Here is a 23,793-nt window from a genome sequence, read left to right as displayed (position 1 = left end):
GCTGGCTCAGCAGAGTGGCTTGCGGTGAAACGAGCCGGGAGGGGGAGCAGTCGCCCCCCTGTCCTGGCCGCGCGTGATCCATGCAAGAGGGTTAATTGTCGCAAATTGTCAAACGACGCTGCGTAAAATCCCGGATCGGCAGGCCCGACTGTTGCAGTGATTCAACAATCCGGATGCTCGCCCGTCGGAAAAGGTGCCGCAACCCTCGGCCGGGATGCCGACGGCACCACCCCGGCGATGTTCGGCGGTCCACCAGATGTTCCGATGGGCGGGCAGTTTCCCACTAGATGTGGATTGACCTGCGTGGCGGAGCGTGGCTAACTGCAGGGGTCATGGTTACCTCCGGGGCGACTCGGGGATCAACAGGGAAGCCGGTGCAAGGCCGGCACTGCCCCCGCAGCTGTAAGCGGAGAGCGACGCTGGAATGCCACTGGGGCCAGCCCCGGGAAGGCCAGCCAAGCCGGGACCCGCGAGTCAGAAGACCTGCCATGGCGCGAAAGGACGAAACCGTGCGGCGGGCGCGGGGCTGAAGCGGTTCCGATGGCGCGGTCATCGGGCGCGGCCCCTGCTTGCCGACAGAAAGAAGGAGCAGAGGCATGACCATCACCGTTTATTCCAAGCCCGCCTGCGTGCAATGCACCGCCACGACCCGGGCGCTCGAGGCGCGCGGCCTGCCCTATCAGCTGGTCGACCTGACCGAGGATGAGGCGGCGATGGAACTGGTCACCTCGCTCGGCTATCGCCAGGCGCCCGTCGTCGTCGCCGGCGAGGCGCATTGGGCGGGTTTCCGGCCCGACATGATCGGCCGGCTGTCCTGAACGCGCGGCCATGGGCGGGCACCGGGGCGAACTGGTCTATTATTCCTCGGGCTCGGGGAACACGGCGCGCTTCATGGCGCGGCTGGGGCTGCCCGCGCTCCGCATCCCGGTCTCGCCGTGCGAGATCCTGCCCGAGCCCGGCCGGCCCTACGTGCTGATCTGCCCGACCTATGCCGATGGCGAGGGGCGGGGCGCGGTGCCGAAACAGGTCATCCGCTTCCTGAACGACCCCGGGCGCCGCGCGCTGCTGCGCGGCGTGATCGGCGCCGGCAACCGCAATTTCGGCGCCACCTTCGCCCTGTCGGCGAGGGTCATTTCTGCTAAATGCGACGTCCCCGTGCTCTATCGATTCGAGCTGGCGGGCGACGACAACGATCTTTCCCGCGTCCGGGCGGGGCTTGAGAAATTCTGGGGGACGGAATGCTTGACAATGGCGTAAAGGCCGAGCTGGACTATCACGCGCTGAACGCGATGCTGAACCTTTACGACGGCGAGGGCCGCATCCGCTTCGAGGCGGATCGCAAGGCCGCGCGGCAATATTTCCTGCAGCATGTCAACCAGAATACCGTGTTCTTCCACAATCTCGACGAGAAGCTGCGCTATCTCGTCGACGAAGGCTATTACGAGCCCGAGGTGCTGGACCAGTATTCGCGCAATTTCCAGCGCGCGATCTGGGATGCTGCCTATGCGCGGAAGTTCCGCTTCCCGACCTTCCTCGGCGCCTTCAAGTATTACACCAGCTATACGCTGAAGACCCGCGACGGCCAGCGTTACCTGGAACGCTACGAGGACCGGGTGGTCATGGTCGCCCTGACGCTGGCGCGCGGCGACGAGGCGCTGGCCATGCGCTTCATGGAGGAGATGCTCTCGGGCCGCTTCCAGCCGGCGACGCCCACGTTCCTCAATGCCGGCAAGAAGTCCCGGGGCGAGCTGATCTCGTGCTTCCTGCTGCGGCTGGAAGACAACATGGAGAGCATCGGCCGCTCGATCAACTCGGCCTTGCAGCTCTCGAAGCGCGGCGGCGGCGTGGCGCTGATGCTGACCAACCTGCGAGAGGCCGGCGCACCGATCAAGGGGATCGAGAACCAGTCCTCGGGCGTCATCCCGGTGATGAAACTGCTGGAGGACAGCTTCAGCTATGCCAACCAGCTGGGCGCGCGGCAGGGCGCGGGCGCGGTCTATCTGAACGCGCATCACCCCGACATCCTGCGCTTTCTGGACACCAAGCGCGAGAATGCCGACGAGAAGATCCGCATCAAGACGCTGTCCCTGGGCGTGGTGATCCCCGACGTGACCTTCGAGCTCGCCAAGCGCAACGAGGACATGTATCTGTTCTCGCCCCATGACGTGGAGCGGGTCTACGGCCTGCCCTTCTCGGAGATTTCCGTCACCGAGAAATATGCCGAGATGGTCGACGACAAGCGCATCAGGAAGAAGAAGATCAATGCCCGCGCCTTCTTCCAGACCCTGGCCGAGATCCAGTTCGAGAGCGGCTATCCCTATATCATGTTCGAGGACACGGTGAACCGCGCCAACCCGGTCGCCGGCCGCATCAGCATGTCGAACCTGTGCAGCGAGATCCTGCAGGTGAACGAGGCGAGCACGTTCAACGAAGATCTGAGCTATTCCCATTTGGGAACTGATATCTCATGCAATCTCGGATCACTGAACATCGCCGCGACCATGGACGGGCCGGATTTCGGCGCGACCGTCGAGGCGGCGATCCGGGCGCTGACCGCGGTGTCGGAGATGTCGGCTATCGACGCCGTGCCCTCGATCCGGCGCGGCAATGACGAGGCCCATGCCGTGGGCCTGGGCCAGATGAACCTGCACGGCTTCCTGGCGCGCGAGCGCATCCATTACGGCAGCCCCGAAGGGATCGAGTTCACCTCGGTCTATTTCGCCGCGGTGGCCTATCACGCCATCCGCGCCTCGAACCTGCTTGCCCAGGAAAAGGGCCGGACGTTCAAGGATTTCGAGAAGTCGAAATATGCCGACGGCTCGTTTTTCGACAAATATGTCACGCGCGACTGGCTGCCCTCGCTGCCCGAGGTCGCCCGGGTCTTCGAGGGCATCGCCCTGCCCACGCGCGAAGATTGGGCCATGCTGCGGGAATCGGTGATGCGGCACGGGCTTTACAACCGCAACCTGCAGGCGGTGCCGCCCACCGGCTCGATCAGCTACATCAACAACTCGACCAGTTCGATCCACCCGATCGTCGCCAGGATCGAGATCCGCAAGGAAGGCAAGATCGGCCGCGTCTACTATCCCGCGGCCTTCATGACCAACGAGAACCTGGACTATTACCGCGACGCCTACGAGATCGGTCCCGAGGCGATCATCGATACCTATGCGGCGGCGACCGAACATGTCGACCAGGGCCTGTCGCTGACGCTGTTCTTCCCGGCCGAGGCCACCACGCGCGACATCAACCGCGCCCAGATCTACGCTTGGAAGAAGGGCATCAAGACCATCTATTACATCCGGCTGCGCCAGACCGCGCTGGAAGGCACCGAGGTGCAGGGCTGCGTCTCCTGCACGCTTTGAGCCGGGGGTTTCACACCCCCGGACCCCCGTGGGATATTTAGACAAGAAAGAAAGGTTCTTCGGATGAAGGATCATGCCCTGCGCACGCCCTTGCGGGCGATCAACTGGAACCGGCTGGAGGACGAGAAGGACCTGGAGGTCTGGAACCGGCTGACCGTGAATTTCTGGCTGCCCGAGAAGGTGCCGCTGTCCAACGACGTACAGAGCTGGGCCACGCTGCGGCCAGAGGAGCGCGAACTGACCATCCGGGTGTTTACCGGGCTGACGCTTCTGGACACCATCCAGAACACCGTGGGCGCGCCTGCGATGATGCCCGATGCGCTGACCCCGCATGAAGAGGCGGTCTTGTCGAACATCGCCTTCATGGAGGCGGTGCATGCGCGCAGCTATTCCTCGATCTTCTCGACGCTGTGCCTGACGCCCGAGGTGGACGCCGCCTTCCGCTGGGCCGAGGAGAACCCGCATCTGCAGCAGAAGGCGCGGCTGGTGCTGGAGGAATACAAGGCCGGCTCGGACCCGCTGAAGCGCAAGATCGCCAGCGTGTTCCTGGAAAGCTTCCTGTTCTATTCCGGCTTCTACCTGCCGATGTACTGGTCGAGCCGCGCCAAGCTGACCAATACCGCCGACCTGATCCGGCTGATCATCCGCGACGAGGCGGTGCATGGCTATTACATCGGCTATAAATACCAGCGCGGACTGGAGCGGCTGGGCGAGGCCGAGCGCGCGGCGCTGAAGGATTTCGCCTTCGCGCTGATCTTCGATCTCTACGACATCGAGGCGAAATACACCGCCGAGCTTTACGACGGCATCGGGCTGACCGAGGACGTCAAGGCCTTCCTGCATTACAACGCCAACAAGGCCTTGCAGAACCTGGGCTACGAGGCGCTGTTCCCGCCGCAGGCCTGCGAGGTCAACCCGGCGATCATGGCCGCCCTGTCGCCGGACAGCGAGAACCACGATTTCTTCAGCGGCTCGGGGTCGAGCTATGTCATCGGCAAGGCGGTGGCGACCGAGGACGAGGACTGGAATTTCTAGGGTCGGTTCCGCGCCAGCCGCTGCGCGATGGCCGAGCAGACCAGCAGCTGCGTCATGTGATAGATCATCACCGGCAGCACGATCGCACCCACCGCCGCGGCCGGAAAGATGGCCGTGGCGATGGGCAGCCCGCTGGCGAGGCTTTTGGTCGAGCCGCAGAAGAACAGCACCGCCTGGTCCTGGGGCGGCAGGCGGAACAGCCGCCCGGCACCGACCATGCCCCCCATGACCAAGGCCAGCAGCAGCGCGGTGACCAGGAAGCACAGCACCAGCCCCGGCACCGGGATCGCCGACCAGATGCCGGCGACGGTGCCGGCGCCGAAGGCGGAATAGACGATCAGCAGGATCGAGCCCCGGTCCACCACCATGGTCAGCAGCCGGTGGCGCTGGACGAAGCCGCCGATCCAGCGCCGCAGCAATTGCCCGGCGACGAAGGGCAGCAGGATCTGCACGGCGATCTTCTCGATGGCGTCGAGGCTGGCGCCGCCGCCCTCCTGATGCAGAAGATGCGTGACCAGCAGCGGCGTCAGCACCACGCCCACCAGGTTCGACAGCGAGGCCGCGCAGATCGCCGCCGGCACGTTGCCGCCCGCGATCGAGGTGAAGGCGATCGAGCTTTGCACCGTCGAGGGCAGCACGGCGAGAAACAGCAGCCCCAGCGCCAGCTGTGGTCCCAGCACGCCGCCGAACAGCGCGGCCAGCAAAATGCCCAGGGCCGGAAACAGCGCATAGGTGGCGGCGAAGGTCAGGCCTTGAAGCCGCAGGTTCAAGAGCCCCGCCCGCACCGAGGCCGGATCCAGCTTGGCGCCGTAGAGAAAGAACAGCAGCGTCACCGCCCAGAAGGTGGCGCCGCGCAGGATCTCGGCCGCGATGCCGCGGGCGGGCAGGACCAGCCCCAGCAGCACCATGCCGATCAGCAGCAGCATGTAGGTGTCGATGCCGATCCGTTTCAGTGCCTGCATTCCCTGCCCCTTCGCGCTGTCGCGCCCCTGTCTGATATACATCCGGGCCGGGCACAAGCCGGGGCGCGGCGCAAAGGCACGACCCTTGCCCCGCTGGCAAAAAACGGTCACAGCAGGATCATGCCCCGATGAAACGGTTCCGACGATGCGCCCCGCTTTTGCCCCCTGGCTGTCTTGCAGCAACGATGTGACCTCGGTCTTTCTGGCGGCGGGACAGGTGCCCGATCTGGTCAACCTTGCCGGCGGCCTGCCCGAGCCCTCGGTCTGGCCGGTCGAGGAACTGGCCGATCTTGCCGCCGAGGCGATCCGCAACCACCCCGACGAGACGCTGGGCTATGGTCCGATCCCCGGCCTGCCGGCGCTGCGCGACCTGATCGCCGCCCGCTTCTCGACCGAGGCGCTGCGGCTTTCGCGCGAGAACGTGCTGATCACCACCGGCGGCATGCAGGCGCTGGAACTGACGGGCAAGGTGCTGTTGCAGCCGGGCGGGCTGGTCGCGGCGCAAAGCCCGGCCTATCTGGGGGCCCTCGACGCCTGGATGCCGCATGCGCCGCGTTACCGGGCCATGCGGATCGAGAGCAATGGTTTCGACCCCCATGCCGCGCTGGCGGGGGCGCAATTCGCCTATACGGTGCCGAATTTCTCGAATCCCAGCGGCCGGCTGGTGGCCCTGCCCGAGCGGCAGGCGCTGGTCGCCGCTGCCCATGCCACCGGCACCTGGCTGATCGAGGACGACCCTTATGGCGCGCTTTACTATGAGGGCGAGCCCCTGCCCCGGCTGCTCGACCTGTCGGGGGCCGAGCGGCCCGGGCCCTATGACGGCCCGGTGGTCTATATGGGGTCGCTCTCCAAGGAACTGGTGCCGGGGCTGCGCATCGGCTGGGTGATCGCCGCGCCCGAGATGATCGCGGCGCTGGCCACCGCCAAGCAGGGCTCGGACATGTGCACCAGCGGGCTGTCGCAAATGCTGGCGCTGCGGGCGTTGCAGGCGGGCATGACCGACCGCATCCGTCCCGAGGTGCTGGCGATCTATCGCGCCCGGCGCGACGCGCTTTGCGCCGCGATGCAGCAGCATCTGGCCGGGGACCTGGACTGGCAGGTGCCGGTTGGCGGCATGTTCGTCTGGGCGACGGCGCGCGATCCGCGGCTGGATACCGACCGGCTGCTGCATCATGCGATGGCCGAGGGGGTGTGCATCTCGCCCTCCAGCGTCTTCGACCCCGAGGGGCTTGACCGCCGCTCGCTGCGGATCAACTTCACCCTGAACCCGCCCGAGCGGCTGGAGGAGGGCTGTCGGCGGCTTGCCCGCGCCATCCGCGCCGCACTGGCCGAGCCGGGCTGAGCGCGCCAGCCCGGCCAGAAAGGCGGCAGGGCCAGCAGCTTCGCGGCATCTCTGGATAAGGCGCGACAGGACCGGGCCTCATCGCCCCTTGCCCGCCTACCGGAGCGCGCCGCAGCCACCAGACCGAAGCTCGCCCATCCGCTTCGGCGCCGTTTGGGAACGTAGCGGCGGAAGGCGGAGCCGGACCATGGCGCAGACCCGGATCATCGCCGGGGCGTTCTGCGCCTGGCCGCGGCCGAAGATCACCCGGCCCGGCAGGGCAAAGGAAAACCCGCTCATGCCGTCCCCGCTCATGCCGCCCCCATCGTCGCTTCCACGGCGCTTTTCCACCTTGCGTATCGGGCCTCGCGCTCGCCCTCGGCCATGGCGGGCTCGAAGCGGCGCTCCAAGGCCCAGGCGCGGGCGAAATCCTCGGGCGGCGGGCACAGACCCGCCTGCAGCCCCGCCAGATAGCCCGCGCCAAGCGCCGTCGTCTCGGTCACCCGCGGACGGTCCACCGGCGCGCCCAGGATGTCGGCCAGGAACCGCATGGTCCAGTCGCTCGCCGCCATGCCGCCATCCACCCGCAGCACCCCCGCAGCCGCGCCCGGCCAGTCCGCCCGCATCGCCTCCCACAGGTCGCGGGTCTGGAAGCCCACGCTCTCCAGCGCCGCCCGCGCCAGCTCCGCCGGGCCCGAGTTCCGCGTCAGCCCGAACACCGCGCCCCGGCAGTCCGGCCGCCAATAGGGCGCCCCCAGCCCGGTGAAGGCCGGCACCAGGACCAGCTCCTGCCCCGGATCCGCCGCCTCGGCCAGACCCTGCGTCTCGGCCGCCGAACGGATGATCCCCAGCCCGTCGCGCAGCCATTGCACCACCGCCCCGGCCACGAAGATCGAGCCCTCCAGCGCATAGCTCGTCCGGCCCCCCAGCCGGTAGGCGATGGTGGTCAGCAGCCGGTTCTTCGAGGCCACCATCTCCTCCCCGGTGTTCAGCAGCGCGAAGCAGCCGGTGCCATAGGTCGCTTTCATCATCCCGGGCGCGAAACAGGCCTGGCCCACCGTCGCCGCCTGCTGGTCGCCGGCGACGCCCAGGATCGGGATCTCGCGCCCGAACAGGTCGGCCCGCGCCATGCCGAAATCGGCGGCGCAGTCGCGCACCTCGGGCAGCAAGGCCATGGGGATGTCGAAAAGCGCGCAGATATCCTCGTCCCAGCGGTTCTCGGCGATGTTGTAAAGCAGGGTGCGGGCGGCATTGGTGGCGTCGGTGGCATGGGTGCGGCCCCCGGTCAGGTTCCAGATCAGCCAGCTGTCGACGGTGCCGAAGGCGAGCTCGCCGCGCCGGGCGCGGGTGCGGGCGCCGTCGATATTGTCGAGCAGCCATTTCAGCTTCGAGCCCGAGAAATACGGGTCGAGCAGCAGCCCGGTGCGGGCGGCGATCATCGGCTCGTGCCCCTCGGCCCTGAGCCGGTCGCAAAGGGCGGCGGTGCGGCGGTCCTGCCAGACGATGGCGCGGTGCAGCGGCCGGCCGGTCCTGCGGTCCCAGAGGAGCGTGGTCTCGCGCTGGTTGGTGATGCCGATGGCGGCGATGTCGCCGGCATGCAGCCCGGCCTTCTCCACCGCCGCGCGGGCAACCCCCGCAACGCTGACCCAAAGATCCGAAGCATCGTGCTCGACCCAGCCGGAAGACGGGAAATGCTGCGGGAATTCCCTTTGCGCCGCGGCGACGGGGTTCAGCCCGGTGTCGAAGATGACGGCGCGCGACGAGGTCGTGCCCTGGTCGATGGCAAGGATGTGGGTCATGGCGATTTCCGGAATGTCGTCGATCCGGCGCATAGAGACGGCCGGGGAACGAAGGATGGGGGCGAGGCCCGGCCCCGCCCCCGCCAGGCGTCACTGCCAGGACTTGATCAGCTCGTCATAGGAGATCGTCTCGCCTTGCGGCTTTTCGTTCTCCAGCGGTCCGACGGGAGAACCCTCGGCGTCCAGCCATTCCTGCGGGTCCTTTTCCTCGTTCAGCTGGGGGCCCAGGTCGCCCTGCACGCCGGACCGCTCCAGCCGGGCCAGAACCCGCTCCTGCTCGGCGCAGAGCGAATCCAGCGCCTCCTGCGGGGTCTTGGCGCCGGAAAGCGCGTCGCCGATGTTCTGCCACCAGAGCTGCGCGAGCTTGGGATAGTCCGGGATGTTGGTCCCGGTCGGCGACCATTGCACGCGGGCGGGGGAGCGGTAGAACTCGACAAGCCCGCCAAGCTGCGGCGCGCGCTCGGTGAAGGACTGGTCCTGGATCGTGGACTCGCGGATGAAGGTCAGCCCGACATGGGATTTCTTCACATCTACGGTTTTCGAGGTCACGAATTGCGCATAGAGCCATGCGGCCTGCGCGCGATCCACCGGCGTCGATTTCATCAGCGTCCAGGAGCCCACGTCCTGATAGCCGATCTTGGTGCCCTCGGACCAATAGGCGCCGTGCGGGCTGGGCGCCATGCGCCATTTCGGCGTGCCGTCCTCGTTCATCACCGGCGTGCCGGGCTTGACCATATCGGCGGTGAAGGCGGTGTACCAGAACATCTGCTGGGCGATGTCGCCGCGCGCCGGGACGGGGCCGGCCTCGCCGAAGGTCATGCCCATGGCCTCGGGCGGGGTGTAGTTCTTGAGCCAGTCGATGGCCTTGGTCACGGCATAGACCGCCGCCGCGTCATTGGTCGCGCCGCCGCGCGCCACGCAGGAGCCCACGGGACGCGAGTTCTCGTCGACGCGGATGCCCCATTCGTCGACCGGCAGGCCGTTCGGCTCGCCCTTGTCGCCCATGCCGGCCATGGACATCCAGGCATCGGTATAGCGCCAGCCCAGGGACGGGTCCTTCTTGCCGTAGTCCATGTTGCCCCAGGCTCTGGTGGGGCCGCCCTCGATATAGGACATGTCGCGGCCGGTGAAGAATGCGGCGATATCCTCATAGGCCGACCAGTTGACCGGCACGCCGAGGTCGTAGCCGTATTCGGCCTTGAAATCCTCTTGCGTCTTGGCGTCGCTGAACCAGTCGTAGCGGAACCAGTAGAGGTTGGCGAACTGCTGGTCGGGCAGTTGGTAAAGATCGCCGTCCGGCGCGGTGGTGAACTCCAGCCCGATGAAATCGTCGAGGTCCAGCGTCGGGCTGGTGAAGTCCTTGCCCTCCTCCTCCATCCACTTGGTCAGGCTGCGGGCCTGCTGATAGCGCCAATGCGTGCCGATCAGGTCGCTGTCGTTGACATAGGCGTCATAGATGTTCTCGCCGGTCTGCATCTGGGTCTGCAGTTTCTCGACCACGTCGCCCTCGCCGATCAGGTCGTGGGTGACCTTGATGCCGGTGATGGCGGTGAAGGCCGGGGCCAGCACCTTGGCCTCGTATTCATGCGTGGTGATGGTTTCCGAGACCACCTTGATCTCCATCCCCGCCAGCGGCTGCGCGGCGTCGATGAACCACTGCATCTCCTTCTCCTGGTCCTCGCGCGAGAGCGAGGAGAGGTCGCCGATCTCGGCGTCGAGAAACCTCTTCGCCGCCTCCATATCCGCCCAGGCGGGCGCCCCCATGACCATCAGCGCAAGCGCCATGGCCGTGGTCCTTTGCATCGGTCTCATGTTTTCCTCCCTTGGAATGAGACGTTGATCCTTGCGCCCCGGGCAATCGCCGCTGCCCCTGGGGCCGGTTCGAACCCGGTCAGACCCAGCGGAACACCGCCGCGGCATAGACGAGGCAGAGCGCAAGCCCCCACCACAGCGGCGGGCCTGCGAAGAACAGCCAGCCCAGGCAGATGAAGGCCGAGCCGAGAAGCGAGATGAACAGCCGGTCGCCGCGCGTCGTCTCGATGCGCAGGGTGCCGCGGCGCGGGGTTTCGGGAAACCGGATGGCGAGGATGGTGAACAGAACCAGCAGGCTGGCGATCACCCAGAAGAACAGCGCCACCGGAAAGGTCCAGGCCATCCAGCCGCCGGGGACCATCGGCGCGGTCCAGTCCCTGGCGCCGTCCTCGGCCGGCGTGGCCCAGACCAGCAGGGCCAGGATGGCGCCCATCAGGATGGCGGCCCCGGCATAGATGGCGGGCCAGGCCTTGCGCTTGTGCGTCGGGATGGCGGCGTCGGACATCAGACCCTCCCCAGGGCGAAGCCCTTGGCGATGTAGTTGCGGACAAACCAGATCACCAGCGCACCGGGTATGATGGTCAGCACCCCCGCCGCCGCCAGCACGCCCCAATCCATGCCGCTGGCGGAAACCGTGCGCGTCATCGTCGCCGCGATGGGCTTGGCGTTCACCGAGGTCAGGGTGCGCGAAAGCAGCAGCTCGACCCAGCTGAACATGAAGCAGAAGAAGGCGGCGACCCCGATCCCGCTGGCGATCAGCGGCATGAAGATCTTCACGAAGAAGCGCGGGAAGCTGTAGCCGTCGATATAGGCGGTCTCGTCGATCTCCTTTGGGACGCCGCGCATGAAGCCCTCGAGGATCCAGACCGCCAGCGGCACGTTGAACAGGCAATGCGCCAGCGCCACCGCGATATGGGTGTCGAACAGCCCGACCGAGGAATAAAGCTGGAAGAAGGGCAGCGCGAAGACCGCCGGCGGCGACATGCGGTTGGTCAAGAGCCAGAAGAACAGGTGCTTGTCGCCCATGAAGCTGTAGCGGCTGAAGGCATAGGCGGCCGGCAGCGCCACGGCGATGGAAATCACCGTGTTCATAACCACATAGATGATGGAGTTCACGTAACCCATATACCAGCTGGGATCAGTCAGGATCACCCGGTAGTTCCGCAGCGTAAGGTTGTGCGGATAAAGGCTGAAGGTGCCGGTGATCTCGGCATTGGTCTTCAGGCTCATGTTGACCAGCCAGTAGATCGGGATCAGCAGGAACAGCAGGTAAAGCACCATCACCAGGGCAGAGGGTTTGACGCGCATCACATGGCCTCCGGGATGTCGGACTGGCTGCGGTCCATGCTGGTCATCACGGTGTAGAACACCCAGCTGACCAGCAGGATGACCAGGAAATACATCAGGCTGAAGGCTGCCGCCGGGCCCAAGTCGAACTGTCCCACCGCCATCTTCACCAGGTCGATGGACAGGAAGGTGGTCGAGTTGCCGGGTCCGCCGCCGGTGACGACGAAGGGCTCGGTATAGATCATGAAGCTGTCCATGAAGCGCAGCAGCACGGCGATCAGCAGCACGCCCTTCATCTTGGGCAGCTCGATATAGCGGAACACCGCCCAGCGGCTGGCCTGGTCTATCTTGGCGGCCTGGTAATAGGCCTGCGGGATGGATTGCAGCCCGGCATAGCAGAGCAGCGCCACGAGGCTGGTCCAGTGCCAGACATCCATGACGATCACGGTGATCCAGGCGTCCAGCGGATCGTTGGTGTAGTTATAGTCGAACCCCAGCGCCGCCAGCCCCCGGCCCAGCAGGCCGATATCGGTGCGGCCGAAGATCTGCCAGATCGTGCCCACCACGTTGAAGGGGATCAGCAAGGGCAGCGCCATCAGCACCAGCACCAGGCTGGACCAGAAGCCCTTCTTGGGCATGTTCAGCGCCACGAAGATGCCCAGCGGCACCTCGATCGCCAGGATGATGGCGGAAAACAGCGCCTGTCGTCCCAGCGCCCCGTGCAGGCGCGAGGAGTGGATCATCTCGTCGAACCATTCCAGGCCGGCCCAGAAGAATTCGTTGTTCCCGAACGTGTCGTTGAAAGCGTAGTTCACCACCGTCATCAGCGGGATCACCGCCGAGAAGGCGACGACGGCCAGCACCGGCAGGACCAGGAACCAGGCCTTGTTGTTCTGGGTCTTTTCCATCAGGCCGCCCCCTCCCCCTGCGGCGCCACGCGCCAGTCGTCGGCATAGACGTTGATCTTGCCCGGCGCGAATGCGACCTGCGGCAGGCCCTCGACCGGCATGCCCTCGGGCATGACCACGTTCAGCGGCCGGCCCGCCACCTCGCCGCGCACCAGCCGGTGGCGACCCACATCCTCGACGCGGCGGATGGTCAACGGCAGCCCGCCGCTGGCCACCAGCGCGGCATGTTCGGGGCGGATGCCGATCTGCACCCGGCCGGCGGCGGGGGCGTAATGCCCACCCAGCGCCACCACCTCGCCGCCGGGCAGCAGGGCGCGGTCGCCCCGCACCTCGGCATCGAGGAAGTTCATCCCGGGCGAGCCGATGAAATAGCCGACGAAGGTATGGGCGGGCTTTTCGAACAGCTCCTCGGGCGTGCCCATCTGCACCACGCGGCCCTCATACATGACCACCACCTTCTGGGCGAAGGTCAGCGCCTCGGTCTGGTCGTGGGTGACATAGATCATGGTATGGCCGAACTGCCGGTGCAGCTGCTTGAGCTGGGTGCGCAGTTCCCATTTCATCTGCGGGTCGATGACGGTCAGCGGCTCGTCGAACAGGATCGCGTTCACGTCCTCGCGCACCATGCCGCGGCCAAGCGAGATCTTCTGCTTGGCGTCGGCGGTCAGGCCCTGCGCCTTGCGCGACAGCATCGCCTCCATGCCGATCATCCGGGCGATCTGGTCCACGCGCGCCTTGATATAGGCGGCGTCCTTGCCGCGGTTCTTCAGCGGAAAGGCCAGGTTGTCGCGCACGGTCATGGTGTCGTAGACCACCGGAAACTGGAACACCTGGGCGATGTTGCGCTCGGCCGTCGGCGCGTCGGTCACGTCGCGGTCGTTAAACAGCACCCGGCCGTGGCTGGGGGTCAGCAGCCCTGAGATGATGTTCAGAAGCGTGGTCTTGCCGCAGCCCGACGAGCCCAGCAGCGCATAGGCGCCGCCGTCCTGCCAGACATGGTCCATCTCCTTCAGCGCATAATCCGCTTCCGACTTCGGATGCGGGTTGTAGCTGTGGGCGAGGTTCTTGAGCGTGATCTGCGCCATGTCAGGCCGCCCTCGCATAGGCGGCCGGGGCGGCAAGCCGCTCGGACGCGTCGAACAGGTAGACATGCGCCGGGTCCAGCCAGACCGAAAGCGGCTGGCCGGCGGTCAGCAGGTGCACGCCCTCGACCAGCCCGACCCAGCGGTCGGCGCCGTGCTCGACATGGACGAAGGTTTCCGAGCCGGTGATCTCGGTCCCGACGAGCGTGCAGGCGAATTCGACCGCCGCCGGGCCGTGCCGGGTCAGCGACAGATGGTTGGCGCGGAACCCGGCCAGATAGGCGCCGTCGGCCAGGTCGGCGAAACTGCCCGAGGCCAGCGCGCTTTCGCCGAAGCTGACGGCATCGCCCTGCTTGCGGGCGCCGACGAAATTCATCGGCGGATCGCTGAAGACCCGCGCCGTGGTCGCATCGACCGGCTGGCGATAGACGGCGGGCGTCGGGCCGAACTGCGTCACCCGGCCCTGCCACAGCGTCGCGGTCTGGCCGCCCAGCAGCAGCGCCTCTTCGGGCTCGGTGGTGGCATAGACGAAGATCGCGCCGGAGGCCTCGAAGATGCGCGGGATCTCGACCCGCAATTCCTCGCGCAGCTTGTAGTCGAGATTCGCCAGCGGCTCGTCCAGCAGCACCAGCCCGGCGCCCTTGACCAGCGCGCGCGCCAGCGCGCAGCGCTGCTGCTGGCCGCCCGACAGTTCCAGCGGCTTGCGGGCCAGCATGGGCGTCAGGCGCAGCATCTCGGCGGTCTCGCGCACCTTGCGGTCGATCTCGTTCCGCGGCCGGCCCAGGATGCGCAGCGGCGAGGCGATGTTCTCATAGACCGAAAGGCCGGGATAGTTGATGAACTGCTGGTAGACCATGGCGACGCCGCGGTCCTGCACCCGTTGCCCGGTCACGTCCTGCCCGTTCCAGAGGATGCGGCCGGTCGAAGGCTGGTCCAGCCCCGCCATCAGCCGCATCAGGCTGGTCTTGCCGGACAGCGTCGGCCCCAGCAGCACGTTCATGGTGCCCCTTTGCAAGGTCAGGCTGGTGGGATGGATATGCACCCTTCCCCCGACCGACCGGGACACGCCCTGCAATTCCAGCAAAGCCTTCCTCCCCTATTCCGCCGCCGGATGGGCGGCATGCCGCTTGTCCACGAACGCCTCCAGTTCGCGGCGCTGTTCCTCGTTCATGTGCAGGCCCAGCTTGGTGCGCCGCCACAGGATGTCCTGGGCGCTCTGGGCGAATTCGTTGCGGATCAGCCAGTTCACCTCGGTCTCGGTCAGCCCGGCGCCGAAGTCGCGACCCAACGCCGCCATGCTTTCGGCGCCGTTCAGCAGCAGGAAGGCCTCGGTGCCGTAGGTGCGCATCAGCCGGCGGGCAAGCCGCGGCGACAGGAACGGATAGCTGGCCTGCAGCTGCGCGACCAGATCCTCGGCCCCGTCCACCGGAAAATCGCCGCCCGGCAGCGGCACCCGCGCCGTCCAGTCGCCGCCGGCCTGCGGAAAGAAGGGCGCGAGCTTGGCCAGCGCGCTTTCCGCCAGCCGCCGATAGGTGGTGATCTTGCCGCCGAACACGTTGAGCAGCGGCGCACCGCCCTCATCGAGGCTGAGCACATAGTCCCGCGTCGCCGCCGTGGCCGATTTGGCCCCGTCATTATAAAGCGGCCGCACCCCGGAATAGGTCCAGACCACCTGGTCGGGCGTCACCGCCTTGGCGAAATACTGGCTGGCGAAGGCGCAGAGATAATCGCGCTCGGCATCCGAGCAGCGCGCCTCGCCCGGCGGGCCCTGATGGTCCATGTCGGTGGTGCCGATCAGGGTGAAATCCTCCTCGAAGGGGATGGAGAAGATGATCCGCCCGTCCTCGCCCTGGAAGAAATAGCAGCGGTCGTGATCGTAAAGCCGCGGCACGACGATATGGCTGCCACGCACCAGCCGCACCCCTTCCGAGGACTGGATATGCGCGACGTTGCGGATCACCGCCTCGACCCAAGGCCCGCCGGCATTGACCAGCGCGCGGGCGTGGTGGATGCGCACGCCCTCCGGCCCCTCGGTGGTGATGCGCCACAGCCCGCCCGCCCGCTCGGCATGGGTGACGCGGGTGCGGGTCAGGATCGCGGCGCCGCGCGCCTGCGCATCGCGGGCATTCAGCACCACCAGCCGGGAATCCTGCACCCAGCAGTCGGAATATTCCCAGCCGAGCCGGAAGCCCGGCTTCAGCGGCGCGGCCAGCGGGTCGCGGGACAGGTCCAGCCGCCTGGTGCCCGGCAGAATCCTGCGCCCGCCCAGATTGTCGTAAAGGAACAACCCCAGCCGGATCAGCCAGGCCGGCCGGCGGCCCCGCAGCCAGGGCATGGCGAAGGACAAGAGCCGCGAGGTGGGCGTGTCGCTTTCGAACCGCATCTGCGGCGAATAGGGCAGCACGAAGCGCATCGGCCATGAGATATGCGGCATGGCGACCAGCAGCGTCTCGCGTTCCTCCAGCGCCTCGCGCACCAGCCGGAACTCGAAGAACTCCAGATAGCGCAGCCCGCCGTGGAACAGCTTGGTCGAGGCCGAAGAGGTCGCCTGCGCCAGATCGCCCATCTCGGCCAGGGTGACCGAAAGCCCGCGCCCGGCCGCGTCGCGCGCGATGCCGCAGCCGTTGATTCCGCCGCCGATGATGAAAAGGTCGGCCTCGGGCCGCGCTGGTGCTGACACGCCGATCCCTCCCCCGTCGTTTCGCGCCTGTCGATAGCGAAAAGGTGTAACGGCTGCGTGATTCCCGTCAAGCGAAAATTTTCGTTTATGATCGTTTTTGCGGAAATCGAATGTTCGGGCGCGGCATTGCGGCGAATCTTGTTGGAAAGTGCAGCGTCAGAGGCGCAAGAACGGCAAAATGCCGCGCGTTTCCGTGGGGCTGCCTCGGCGCAGGCATCGCAAGGGCGGTCAGATACGAACCCAAACGAACATTACCGAAAAGAAAGCCGCGGGTGGAACCACGGTCTGGCGAAACCGGTCGGCAGGCCCGGCCCGTCCGCGGATTCCGCGATGCAGCGGAACGGTGGTCCTTTCCGTGGTCGCAGCGCCGTTTCAGGCTCCGTTGGTCTTGGTCTTGCTGCGAAAATCTGGCAAAGGACGCGCATCCAAGAACAAGGGCCACCCAGATGAACAGCCAATCCGTCATACATACCGGGGGTCAGGCGGCCACGCTGACCCATCTCCAGCGCCTGGAGGCCGAAAGCATCCAGATCATGCGCGAGGTGGTCGCCACGGCCGACAACCCGGTGATGCTGTATTCCGTGGGCAAGGATTCTGCCTGCATGCTGCATCTGGCGAAGAAGGCGTTCTATCCGGCCCCGCCGCCCTTCCCGCTTCTGCATGTCGACACCACCTGGAAGTTCCGCGCCATGTACGAGCTGCGCGACCGCGCCGCGGCCGAGGCCGGCATGGAATTGATTGTCCACCACAACCCCGAGGCGATGGAAAAGGGCATCAACCCCTTCGACCACGGCAGCCTGCATACCGACATGTGGAAGACCGACGGGCTGAAGCAGGCGCTGAGCAAGTTCAATTTCGACGTGGCCTTCGGCGGCGCCCGCCGCGACGAGGAGAAGTCGCGCGCCAAGGAGCGGGTGTTCTCGTTCCGCTCGGCCAACCACCGCTGGGACCCCAAGAACCAGCGCCCCGAGCTGTGGAAGCTTTACAACACCCGCAAGGGCAAGGGCGAATCGATCCGGGTCTTCCCGCTGTCGAACTGGACCGAGCTGGACATCTGGCAATACATCCACCTGGAAGGCATCGACATCGTGCCGCTGTATTTCAGCGAGCCGCGCCCGGTCGTGGAACGCGACGGCCTGCTTATCATGGTCGATGACGACCGCTTCCCGCTGCGCGACGGCGAGCAGCCGGTGATGAAATCGGTGCGCTTCCGCACGCTGGGCTGCTATCCGCTGACCGGTGCGGTGGAATCCGACGCCCGCACCCTGCCCGAGGTCATCCAGGAAATGCTGCTGACCACCACGTCCGAGCGCCAGGGCCGCGCCATCGACCACGACCAGTCCGCGTCGATGGAGAAGAAGAAGCAAGAGGGGTATTTCTGAAATGAACCTTCAAGACAAAGACCCCGTCTACGTCACCGAGGCGCTGATCGCCGAGGATATCGACGCCTATCTGCTGAAGCACCAGCACAAGACCATGCTGCGCTTCATCACCTGCGGTTCGGTCGACGACGGCAAGTCGACGCTGATCGGCCGGCTGCTCTATGACAGCAAGATGATCTTCGAGGACCAGCTGGCCAGCCTGGAAAACGATTCGAAGGTCGTGGGCACCCAGGGCGGCGAGATCGACTTCGCCCTGCTGGTCGACGGCCTGGCGGCCGAGCGCGAACAGGGCATCACCATCGACGTGGCCTATCGCTTCTTTGCCACCGACAAGCGCAAGTTCATCGTCGCCGACACCCCCGGCCATGAGCAATATACGCGCAACATGGTCACCGGCGCCTCGACCGCCGACCTCGCGGTGATCCTGATCGACGCGCGCGAGGGCGTGCTGACCCAGACGCGGCGGCACAGCTATCTGGTGAACCTGCTCGGCATCAAGAACGTGGTGCTGGCGGTGAACAAGATGGACCTGGTCGATTACTCGGCCGAGCGGTTCTACGAGATCGTCGCGGATTATTCGCATTTCGCCAAGCAGATCGGCATGGACAGCTTCCTGCCGATCCCGATCTCGGGGCTCAAGGGCGACAATATCGTCAGCCACAGCGACAACATGCACTGGTATCAGGGCCCGACGCTGCTGGGCCATCTGGAAGAGGCGCCGGTCAGCGACACGCGCATGCTGGACCAGCCGTTCCGCATGGCGGTGCAATGGGTGAACCGGCCGAACCTGGATTTCCGCGGCTTCGCCGGCCAGATCGGCGCCGGCGCGGTGCGGCCGGGCGACGCGATCCGGGTGCTGCCCTCGGGCAAGACCACCACGGTCAAGTCGATCGTCACCTATGACGGCGATCTGGACCAGGCGGTCGCCGGCCAGTCGGTGACGCTGACCTTCGCCGACGAGATCGACTGCTCGCGCGGCGACGTGATCGTGCAATCGGACCAGCCCTGCGAGGTCGCCGACCAGTTCGAGGCGACGCTGGTCTGGATGGCCGAGCAGGAGATGCTGCCGGGCCGCCCCTACCTGCTGAAGATCGGCACCCAGACCGTCACCGCCACCGTCACCGAGCCGAAATACGAGGTCAACGTCAACACGCTGGAGCATCTGGCCAGCAAGACCCTGGGGCTGAACGCGATCGGGGTGGTCAACATCTCGACCGACCGGCCGATCCCCTTCGAGGCCTATGCCCAGAACCCCGACCTTGGCGGCTTCATCCTGATCGACCGCATGACCAATGCCACGGTGGCGGCGGGGATGATTCATTTCGCGCTGCGCCGGTCGCAGAACATCCACTGGCAGGCGCTGGACGTGAACCGCGAGGCCCATGCGGCGCTGAAGAACCAGAAGCCCGCCGTGGTCTGGTTCACCGGCCTGTCCGGCTCGGGCAAGTCGACCATCGCCAATATCGTCGAGAAAAAGCTGCATGCGCTTGGCAAGCACACCTTCCTGCTGGATGGCGACAACATCCGCCACGGGCTGAACCGCGACCTGGGCTTTACCGATGCCGACCGGGTGGAGAACATCCGCCGCGTCGGCGAGGTGGCGAAGCTGATGACCGATGCGGGGCTGATCGTGCTGACCGCGTTCATCTCGCCCTTCCGCTCGGAACGGCAGATGGTGCGCGACCTGATGGCGCCGGGCGAATTCGTCGAGGTCTTCGTCGACACGCCGCTGGAAGTGGCCGAGGCGCGCGACGTCAAGGGCCTCTACAAGAAGGCGCGCGCGGGCCAGCTGAAGAACTTCACCGGCATCGACAGCCCCTATGAACAGCCCCAGCAGGCCGAAATCACAGTCAACACCGTCGACCTGACCCCGGAGGACGCCGCCGAGCGCATCGTGCAATATGTCCTGCGCGAAATGAGCTGACGGCCGCACCATGCAAGGCGGGCGGGCGGCAAATCGCCCGCCCGCTCCTCCATCCGCAGCGATTTCCGGAAACCGGCCCGCCGGGGTGGCCCGCAAGCTTCGACCGGGAATCTCCGCGGGATTTCGGCTGCCGCGCGCCAGCAAACCGGCGCGGCAGGCCCGCGACTCTGTCGCCGCGATCCGGCGCTTTCCCCGGCTTGCAGGCCACCTGCCGGGCCATGGTCTGGCATAAGACGCCGGAAGGAACGCGCATTGGGCGGATTTCCGCCCAGATTTGACCCTGCCGGACAGGCGGTTTGGTGGTCACCGTGGGCGGCCTGCCACAGCGTGCCGCGCGGACAAATTCGGCTTTATCGACAGCGCGTTGGAAATCCTTCTGCATTCAGGGCATTCTGCATTCTTTTGATGCTGAAGCATTTGTGAACCCGGCAAAGCCCTGCCTTTTTTCGCAGTCTCGGTTGCAGGAACTGAACGATTCAGTTTAACAACGCCTCGTATCGGCCGACTTGTTTCGGTCCCTTTTGGCCAACCTGACGAACGCCTGAAACGAGACACAGACATGCCTTTCGGCGGACCGCTTCCAGCAGACGTCCTGTTCTGCTCGTTCCACACACCTGACGACTATTACGCACAGTCAGCGCAGAACCTGCGTCGTTCGCTGGACCGGCTGGGCATCGCCCATGAGATCGCCGAGGTTCCCAAGGCGCCCGGCGAGGAATGGCTGGAGATCTGCCGCAAGAAGATCCCGTTCCTGTACTCGGTCTGCGAGAGCAATCCGAAGCGCAAGATCTTCTGGATCGACGTGGATTGCGACATCGACTACCTGCCGGATTTCGTCTCGGGCTTCTCGGCCGACATCATCGGCTTCCAGCGCGGTTTCGGCCATCCCATGCGGATCGGCTATGCCAACAGCGCGCGCTTCTGGGAGCCGTGCTTCTGGGGCATCAACACCACGGCCGCCGCACGCAACTACATCCGCGACGCCCGCGCCGCCTGCGAAACCATGACGATGCGCGCCACGGACGATTTCTTCTTCGAGGAAGCCTGGCGCAAGAACGCCGATCAGCTGACCTTCCAGATGATTCCCTCGTCCATGCTGCTGGGGCGCGCCGACCTGCCCGACAGCGGCCGCCGGCCGTTCTTCTATTTCGGTTCCAGCGGCAATGTCGCCACCTTCAAGGGGCTGGCCGCCCAGCACAGCCGCTCGACGGCGGCGGCGCGCGCCCTGTCAGGCGGGGCAAAGCCGAAATCGGTCGCGTTGCAGGCCGCGCGCCGCCTGCAGGGCGCCCTGCCCCGCCGGGTCGCGGTGCCGCTGCGGCGGCTGTCGGACAGCATCGGGCTGACGGAATACCTGTCGCCCACCATGCCGGCCTCGCGCGAACTGTCGCAGCGCAGCATCTACAATCTGGTCCATGAGGCCCGCAGCGGCAATCGCGAGGCGGTCGAGGCCCGCATCGCCGATATCTCGTCCCGCCGGCTGCTGGGCAAGACCGACCGGGTGGTGATCGGGGCGGCGATGGCCTTCCTGGACCATGTCACCAGCGGAACCGGCGCGCCGCTGCCGTTGCTGTGGTGGGACAAGCCTTATCCGGGCAATTACGGCGACTGGCTGTCGCCGCTGATCCTGCAGGCCCATGCCGGCAGGCCGGTGCGCTTCCAGCGCCATGACGAGATCGGCGCCGGGCCGCATCTGATGGCCGTCGGTTCGATCGGGCGCTTCGCGCAGAAAAGCTCGATCCTGGTCGGCACCGGCTTCAGCCGCGCCGATACCGAGATCGCGCCCGATGCGACCTATATCTCCTTGCGGGGGCCGCATTCGGCGCAGCTGGTCGCCGAGGCGGGCGGGCCGCGCGTCGAACGCTTCGGCGATCCGGCGGCGATCCTGCCCCGGTTGATCCCGCTGGAACGGCCGCAGGCGACGAACGGGCGCCTGGCGCTGGTGCGCCATTTCGCGCATCGCAAGCTGTCGCTGCGGCTGCCCGAGCAGGTGGACGAGCTTTCGGTGCTGCTGTCGCGCCGCGCCGATATCGAGTCGCTGATCGGCACGCTGCTGCAATATGATGCGGTGCTGACCAGCGCGATGCATGTCTACATCACCTGCCATGCCTATGGCATCCCGGTCGGGCTGATCACCTTCGAGGGCTTCGAGGACGCTGTCGCCGGCGACCGGATCAAGTATCGCGACTACGCCGCCGGCGTCGGGCTGCCCGAACGCCTGCCGCAGACGGTGGGCCTGGACCTGCGTCATCGCGCGCTGACCGACCTGGTCGAGCATGACCGCATTTCCGAGGCGGCGATGGATGACATCGAATCCGCCCTGACAGAGGCCGTCGCGGCCTATGACCGCGCCGCCCGTCCCTTGATGCAATAACGATCGGAACGGCTCGTGAAAGATCTGGAAACTCCGCAGCGCACACAGCCCGCCAACCCGCGTGTCCTGCCTCCGGTCGGCCGCTCGGGCTGGAAGCGGGTTCATACGCTGGTGCTGGCCAGCTTCCTGCTGGTCTTTGCGCTGCCTTCGCTGCTTGTCGCGACCTACATGTTCCTGATCGCGAAGGACCAGTATGTCTCCGAGGTCTCTTTCGTGGTCCGCGACGAAGAGACGCCGAACCTGGGGCTGCTGGCCGGATTCGGCCTGTCCTCGGTGGGCAACACGACCACGGATGCGCAGATCCTCTACAAATACCTGCGCAGCCCGAACTTCGTCGCCCAGCTCGACCGCGAGTTGGACCTGCGGGCGATGTTCACCAAGCCCAAGGGCGACCCGGTCTTCACGCTGCGTGAGGGATCGAGCCAGGAGCAGCTGGTGGATTACTGGCGGCGGATGGTCACCATCAGCGTCGATTCGGCAACCGGCATGATCGAGATCGAGGTGCGCGCCTTTACCTCCGAGGACGCCCACCGCATCGCGCAGGGCATCCACAAGGCCGCCGGCCGCCTGGTCAACGCCGTCTCGGACGAGGCGCGCGACAATTCGCTGCGCTACGCCCAACGCGACCTCGCCAAGACCGAGGATGACCTGGCCAAGGCCCGCGTGGCGCTGGCGCGCTTCCGCGACAAGTACAAGCTGATCGACCCGCAATCGGTGGTGAACATCAATGCCTCGGTGGTCACCAGCCTGTCGCAGGAACTGACCGAGGCCATGGTCCAGGTCGAGACCCTGCGCAACCAGGGCACCGCCGATGTCCGCCTGACCCAGGCCCAGCTGCGCGTCGATGTGCTCAAGCGCCGGATCGAGCAGGAACAGCAGAGCTATGCCACCAGCGCGCCCAGCGATGTCAGCTTCAGCTCGGTGGTGGACGAATACACCAAGCTGCAGCTGGACCTGGAACTGGCCGAGAAAAGCTATGCGCTCGCGCTGTCGGGGGTCGAGGGCGCCCGCGCCAAGTCCGAACAGGACAGCCGCTACCTCGCGACCTTCGTCGAGCCCACCCTGGCCGAGACGGCCACCCGCCCGCGGCGGCTGATGATCACGCTTCTTGCCGTCACCTTCATCTTCATCGGCTGGCTCAGCCTCGTGCTGATCGGCTATAGCAACCGCGACCGACACTGATGATCCGGCTGGAGAACCTGTCGAAAAGCTTCACGGTCAACGGGCGCACCACGGTCGTGGCGCGCGACGTGAACGTGACCTTCCCGACGGGAACCAGCGTCGGCCTGCTGGGCCATAACGGCGCCGGCAAATCGACGCTGCTGCGGATCATCGCCGGCGTTATCCGGCCCGATCGCGGGCGGGTGGTGACCACCGGCACCGTATCCTGGCCGGTGGGCTTTGCCGGCAGCTTCCATCCCGACCTGACCGGCGCGCAGAACACCCGCTTCATCGCCCGGGTCTATAATGTCGATGCCGACAAGCTGCTGGCCTTCGTCGCGCATTTCTCGGATCTGGGGCATCACCTCTACCTGCCCTTCGGGCATTACTCGTCGGGGATGCGCTCGCGGCTGGCCTTCGGCGTGTCGATGGGCATCCATTTCGACACCTATCTGGTGGACGAGGTGACCTCGGTCGGGGACGGCAATTTCCGCGACAAGAGCCAGAGCTATTTCCGCAACCGCCTGAAGAACAGCGGTGCCATCATGGTGACACATTCCATGCGCATGATCCGCGCGGTCTGCGATTCTGCCGCGGTGCTGCACAAGGGGCAGCTGACCTATTTCGAGGATGTCGAGCAGGCCATCGAGGTGCACCAAGCCAATATCGGCGCCAGCGGCGTGGACGACGAGGACTGACGCGAT

The 23,793-nt window shown here is 66.1% G+C and carries 19 protein-coding genes and 1 riboswitch; of the genes, 10 read left to right on the top strand and 9 right to left on the bottom strand.

Annotated features, from left to right (window positions below; genetic code table 11):
• Positions 1–316: 316 nt before the first annotated feature.
• A riboswitch (cobalamin riboswitch) is annotated at positions 317–506 on the top strand.
• A gap of 90 nt (positions 507–596) precedes the next feature.
• The 4 genes from nrdH (at position 597) to nrdF (ending at position 4,400) form a co-directional block, all read left to right on the top strand.
• On the top strand, positions 597–818 hold the full coding sequence (nrdH, locus tag LOS78_RS03970; RefSeq protein ID WP_028714309.1) for a glutaredoxin-like protein NrdH: 222 nt from the start codon (positions 597–599) through the stop codon (positions 816–818).
• A gap of 10 nt (positions 819–828) precedes the next feature.
• Positions 829–1,257: a class Ib ribonucleoside-diphosphate reductase assembly flavoprotein NrdI gene (gene nrdI, locus LOS78_RS03965; protein WP_230375452.1), complete on the top strand. Its 429-nt coding sequence runs from the start codon at positions 829–831 to the stop codon at positions 1,255–1,257.
• Positions 1,239–3,365 carry a class 1b ribonucleoside-diphosphate reductase subunit alpha gene (gene nrdE / locus LOS78_RS03960; RefSeq protein ID WP_230375449.1) on the top strand — a complete coding sequence of 709 codons (2,127 nt, stop codon included), beginning with the start codon at positions 1,239–1,241 and terminating at the stop codon, positions 3,363–3,365. The genes nrdI and nrdE overlap by 19 nt, the downstream gene beginning before the upstream one ends.
• A 63-nt stretch (positions 3,366–3,428) precedes the next feature.
• Positions 3,429–4,400, top strand: coding sequence for a class 1b ribonucleoside-diphosphate reductase subunit beta (nrdF, locus tag LOS78_RS03955; protein ID WP_028714312.1), 972 nt, complete (start codon positions 3,429–3,431; stop codon positions 4,398–4,400).
• On the opposite strand, the gene LOS78_RS03950 is transcribed toward nrdF, so the two are convergent.
• A complete protein-coding gene (locus LOS78_RS03950; RefSeq protein ID WP_230375447.1) occupies positions 4,397–5,362 on the bottom strand; it encodes a bile acid:sodium symporter family protein in 966 nt (321 codons plus the stop codon). The genes nrdF and LOS78_RS03950 overlap by 4 nt on opposite strands.
• A gap of 145 nt (positions 5,363–5,507) precedes the next feature.
• Between LOS78_RS03950 and LOS78_RS03945 the strand changes: the two genes are divergently transcribed.
• The gene (locus tag LOS78_RS03945; RefSeq protein WP_230375445.1) at positions 5,508–6,704 is read left to right on the top strand and encodes a PLP-dependent aminotransferase family protein; all 1,197 of its coding nucleotides are present in this window, start codon (positions 5,508–5,510) and stop codon (positions 6,702–6,704) included.
• A 290-nt stretch (positions 6,705–6,994) separates the two neighbouring features.
• On the opposite strand, the gene glpK is transcribed toward LOS78_RS03945, so the two are convergent.
• The 8 genes from glpK to glpD form a co-directional block, all read right to left on the bottom strand.
• Positions 6,995–8,482 (bottom strand): glycerol kinase GlpK, encoded by a 1,488-nt coding sequence (gene glpK / locus LOS78_RS03940; RefSeq protein ID WP_230375436.1) that lies wholly within the window; start codon positions 8,480–8,482, stop codon positions 6,995–6,997.
• A gap of 90 nt (positions 8,483–8,572) precedes the next feature.
• Positions 8,573–10,294 carry an ABC transporter substrate-binding protein gene (locus LOS78_RS03935; protein ID WP_230375434.1) on the bottom strand — a complete coding sequence of 574 codons (1,722 nt, stop codon included), beginning with the start codon at positions 10,292–10,294 and terminating at the stop codon, positions 8,573–8,575.
• A 79-nt stretch (positions 10,295–10,373) separates the two neighbouring features.
• Positions 10,374–10,799, bottom strand: coding sequence for a DUF2160 domain-containing protein (locus LOS78_RS03930; protein WP_230375432.1), 426 nt, complete (start codon positions 10,797–10,799; stop codon positions 10,374–10,376).
• On the bottom strand, positions 10,799–11,602 hold the full coding sequence (locus tag LOS78_RS03925; protein WP_011750615.1) for a carbohydrate ABC transporter permease: 804 nt from the start codon (positions 11,600–11,602) through the stop codon (positions 10,799–10,801). Before LOS78_RS03925 ends, LOS78_RS03930 begins: the two co-directional genes overlap by 1 nt.
• Positions 11,602–12,489 carry a carbohydrate ABC transporter permease gene (locus tag LOS78_RS03920; protein ID WP_028713886.1) on the bottom strand — a complete coding sequence of 296 codons (888 nt, stop codon included), beginning with the start codon at positions 12,487–12,489 and terminating at the stop codon, positions 11,602–11,604. Before LOS78_RS03920 ends, LOS78_RS03925 begins: the two co-directional genes overlap by 1 nt.
• The gene (locus LOS78_RS03915; protein WP_230375430.1) at positions 12,489–13,574 is read right to left on the bottom strand and encodes an ABC transporter ATP-binding protein; all 1,086 of its coding nucleotides are present in this window, start codon (positions 13,572–13,574) and stop codon (positions 12,489–12,491) included. Before LOS78_RS03915 ends, LOS78_RS03920 begins: the two co-directional genes overlap by 1 nt.
• A gap of 1 nt (position 13,575) precedes the next feature.
• Positions 13,576–14,655 carry an ABC transporter ATP-binding protein gene (locus LOS78_RS03910; RefSeq protein WP_230375427.1) on the bottom strand — a complete coding sequence of 360 codons (1,080 nt, stop codon included), beginning with the start codon at positions 14,653–14,655 and terminating at the stop codon, positions 13,576–13,578.
• 12 nt (positions 14,656–14,667) lie between these two features.
• A complete protein-coding gene (glpD, locus tag LOS78_RS03905) occupies positions 14,668–16,251 on the bottom strand; it encodes a glycerol-3-phosphate dehydrogenase (RefSeq protein WP_230375425.1) in 1,584 nt (527 codons plus the stop codon).
• A gap of 446 nt (positions 16,252–16,697) precedes the next feature.
• Between glpD and cysD the strand changes: the two genes are divergently transcribed.
• From cysD to LOS78_RS03880, 5 genes are all read left to right on the top strand, one after another.
• Positions 16,698–17,633, top strand: a complete 936-nt coding sequence (gene cysD, locus LOS78_RS03900) for a sulfate adenylyltransferase subunit CysD (protein ID WP_051416303.1) — start codon at positions 16,698–16,700, stop codon at positions 17,631–17,633.
• Position 17,634: 1 nt separating this feature from the next.
• Entirely contained in the window at positions 17,635–19,557 is a 1,923-nt protein-coding gene (gene cysN, locus LOS78_RS03895) for a sulfate adenylyltransferase subunit CysN (RefSeq protein ID WP_230375423.1), read from the top strand.
• Between the two features lie 559 nt (positions 19,558–20,116).
• A complete protein-coding gene (locus tag LOS78_RS03890) occupies positions 20,117–21,928 on the top strand; it encodes a polysaccharide pyruvyl transferase family protein (protein WP_230375421.1) in 1,812 nt (603 codons plus the stop codon).
• A gap of 15 nt (positions 21,929–21,943) precedes the next feature.
• Positions 21,944–23,110: a hypothetical protein gene (locus tag LOS78_RS03885; protein WP_028713893.1), complete on the top strand. Its 1,167-nt coding sequence runs from the start codon at positions 21,944–21,946 to the stop codon at positions 23,108–23,110.
• On the top strand, positions 23,110–23,787 hold the full coding sequence (locus LOS78_RS03880) for an ABC transporter ATP-binding protein (RefSeq protein ID WP_028713894.1): 678 nt from the start codon (positions 23,110–23,112) through the stop codon (positions 23,785–23,787). The genes LOS78_RS03885 and LOS78_RS03880 overlap by 1 nt, the downstream gene beginning before the upstream one ends.
• Positions 23,788–23,793 lie beyond the last annotated feature (6 nt).

This window comes from Paracoccus sp. MA (genome assembly GCF_020990385.1).
In the GTDB taxonomy this organism is placed as follows: Bacteria; Pseudomonadota; Alphaproteobacteria; order Rhodobacterales; family Rhodobacteraceae; genus Paracoccus.
This window is presented reverse-complemented; position numbering and strand designations above follow the sequence as displayed.

Bases quoted from the DNA above. Each gene is read 5' to 3' on its own strand.
- LOS78_RS03950 (WP_230375447.1), bottom strand. From the start codon at position 5,362: ATGCAGGCACTGAAACGGATCGGCATCGACACCTACATGCTGCTGCTG.
- LOS78_RS03920 (WP_028713886.1), bottom strand. From the start codon at position 12,489: ATGGAAAAGACCCAGAACAACAAGGCCTGGTTCCTGGTCCTGCCGGTG.
- LOS78_RS03915 (WP_230375430.1), bottom strand. From the start codon at position 13,574: ATGGCGCAGATCACGCTCAAGAACCTCGCCCACAGCTACAACCCGCAT.
- LOS78_RS03945 (WP_230375445.1), top strand. From the start codon at position 5,508: ATGCGCCCCGCTTTTGCCCCCTGGCTGTCTTGCAGCAACGATGTGACC.
- nrdF (WP_028714312.1), top strand. From the start codon at position 3,429: ATGAAGGATCATGCCCTGCGCACGCCCTTGCGGGCGATCAACTGGAAC.
- nrdE (WP_230375449.1), top strand. From the start codon at position 1,239: ATGCTTGACAATGGCGTAAAGGCCGAGCTGGACTATCACGCGCTGAAC.
- LOS78_RS03935 (WP_230375434.1), bottom strand. From the start codon at position 10,294: ATGAGACCGATGCAAAGGACCACGGCCATGGCGCTTGCGCTGATGGTC.
- nrdI (WP_230375452.1), top strand. From the start codon at position 829: ATGGGCGGGCACCGGGGCGAACTGGTCTATTATTCCTCGGGCTCGGGG.
- LOS78_RS03925 (WP_011750615.1), bottom strand. From the start codon at position 11,602: ATGCGCGTCAAACCCTCTGCCCTGGTGATGGTGCTTTACCTGCTGTTC.
- glpK (WP_230375436.1), bottom strand. From the start codon at position 8,482: ATGACCCACATCCTTGCCATCGACCAGGGCACGACCTCGTCGCGCGCC.
- cysD (WP_051416303.1), top strand. From the start codon at position 16,698: ATGAACAGCCAATCCGTCATACATACCGGGGGTCAGGCGGCCACGCTG.
- LOS78_RS03930 (WP_230375432.1), bottom strand. From the start codon at position 10,799: ATGTCCGACGCCGCCATCCCGACGCACAAGCGCAAGGCCTGGCCCGCC.
- LOS78_RS03890 (WP_230375421.1), top strand. From the start codon at position 20,117: ATGCCTTTCGGCGGACCGCTTCCAGCAGACGTCCTGTTCTGCTCGTTC.
- nrdH (WP_028714309.1), top strand. From the start codon at position 597: ATGACCATCACCGTTTATTCCAAGCCCGCCTGCGTGCAATGCACCGCC.
- cysN (WP_230375423.1), top strand. From the start codon at position 17,635: ATGAACCTTCAAGACAAAGACCCCGTCTACGTCACCGAGGCGCTGATC.
- LOS78_RS03880 (WP_028713894.1), top strand. From the start codon at position 23,110: ATGATCCGGCTGGAGAACCTGTCGAAAAGCTTCACGGTCAACGGGCGC.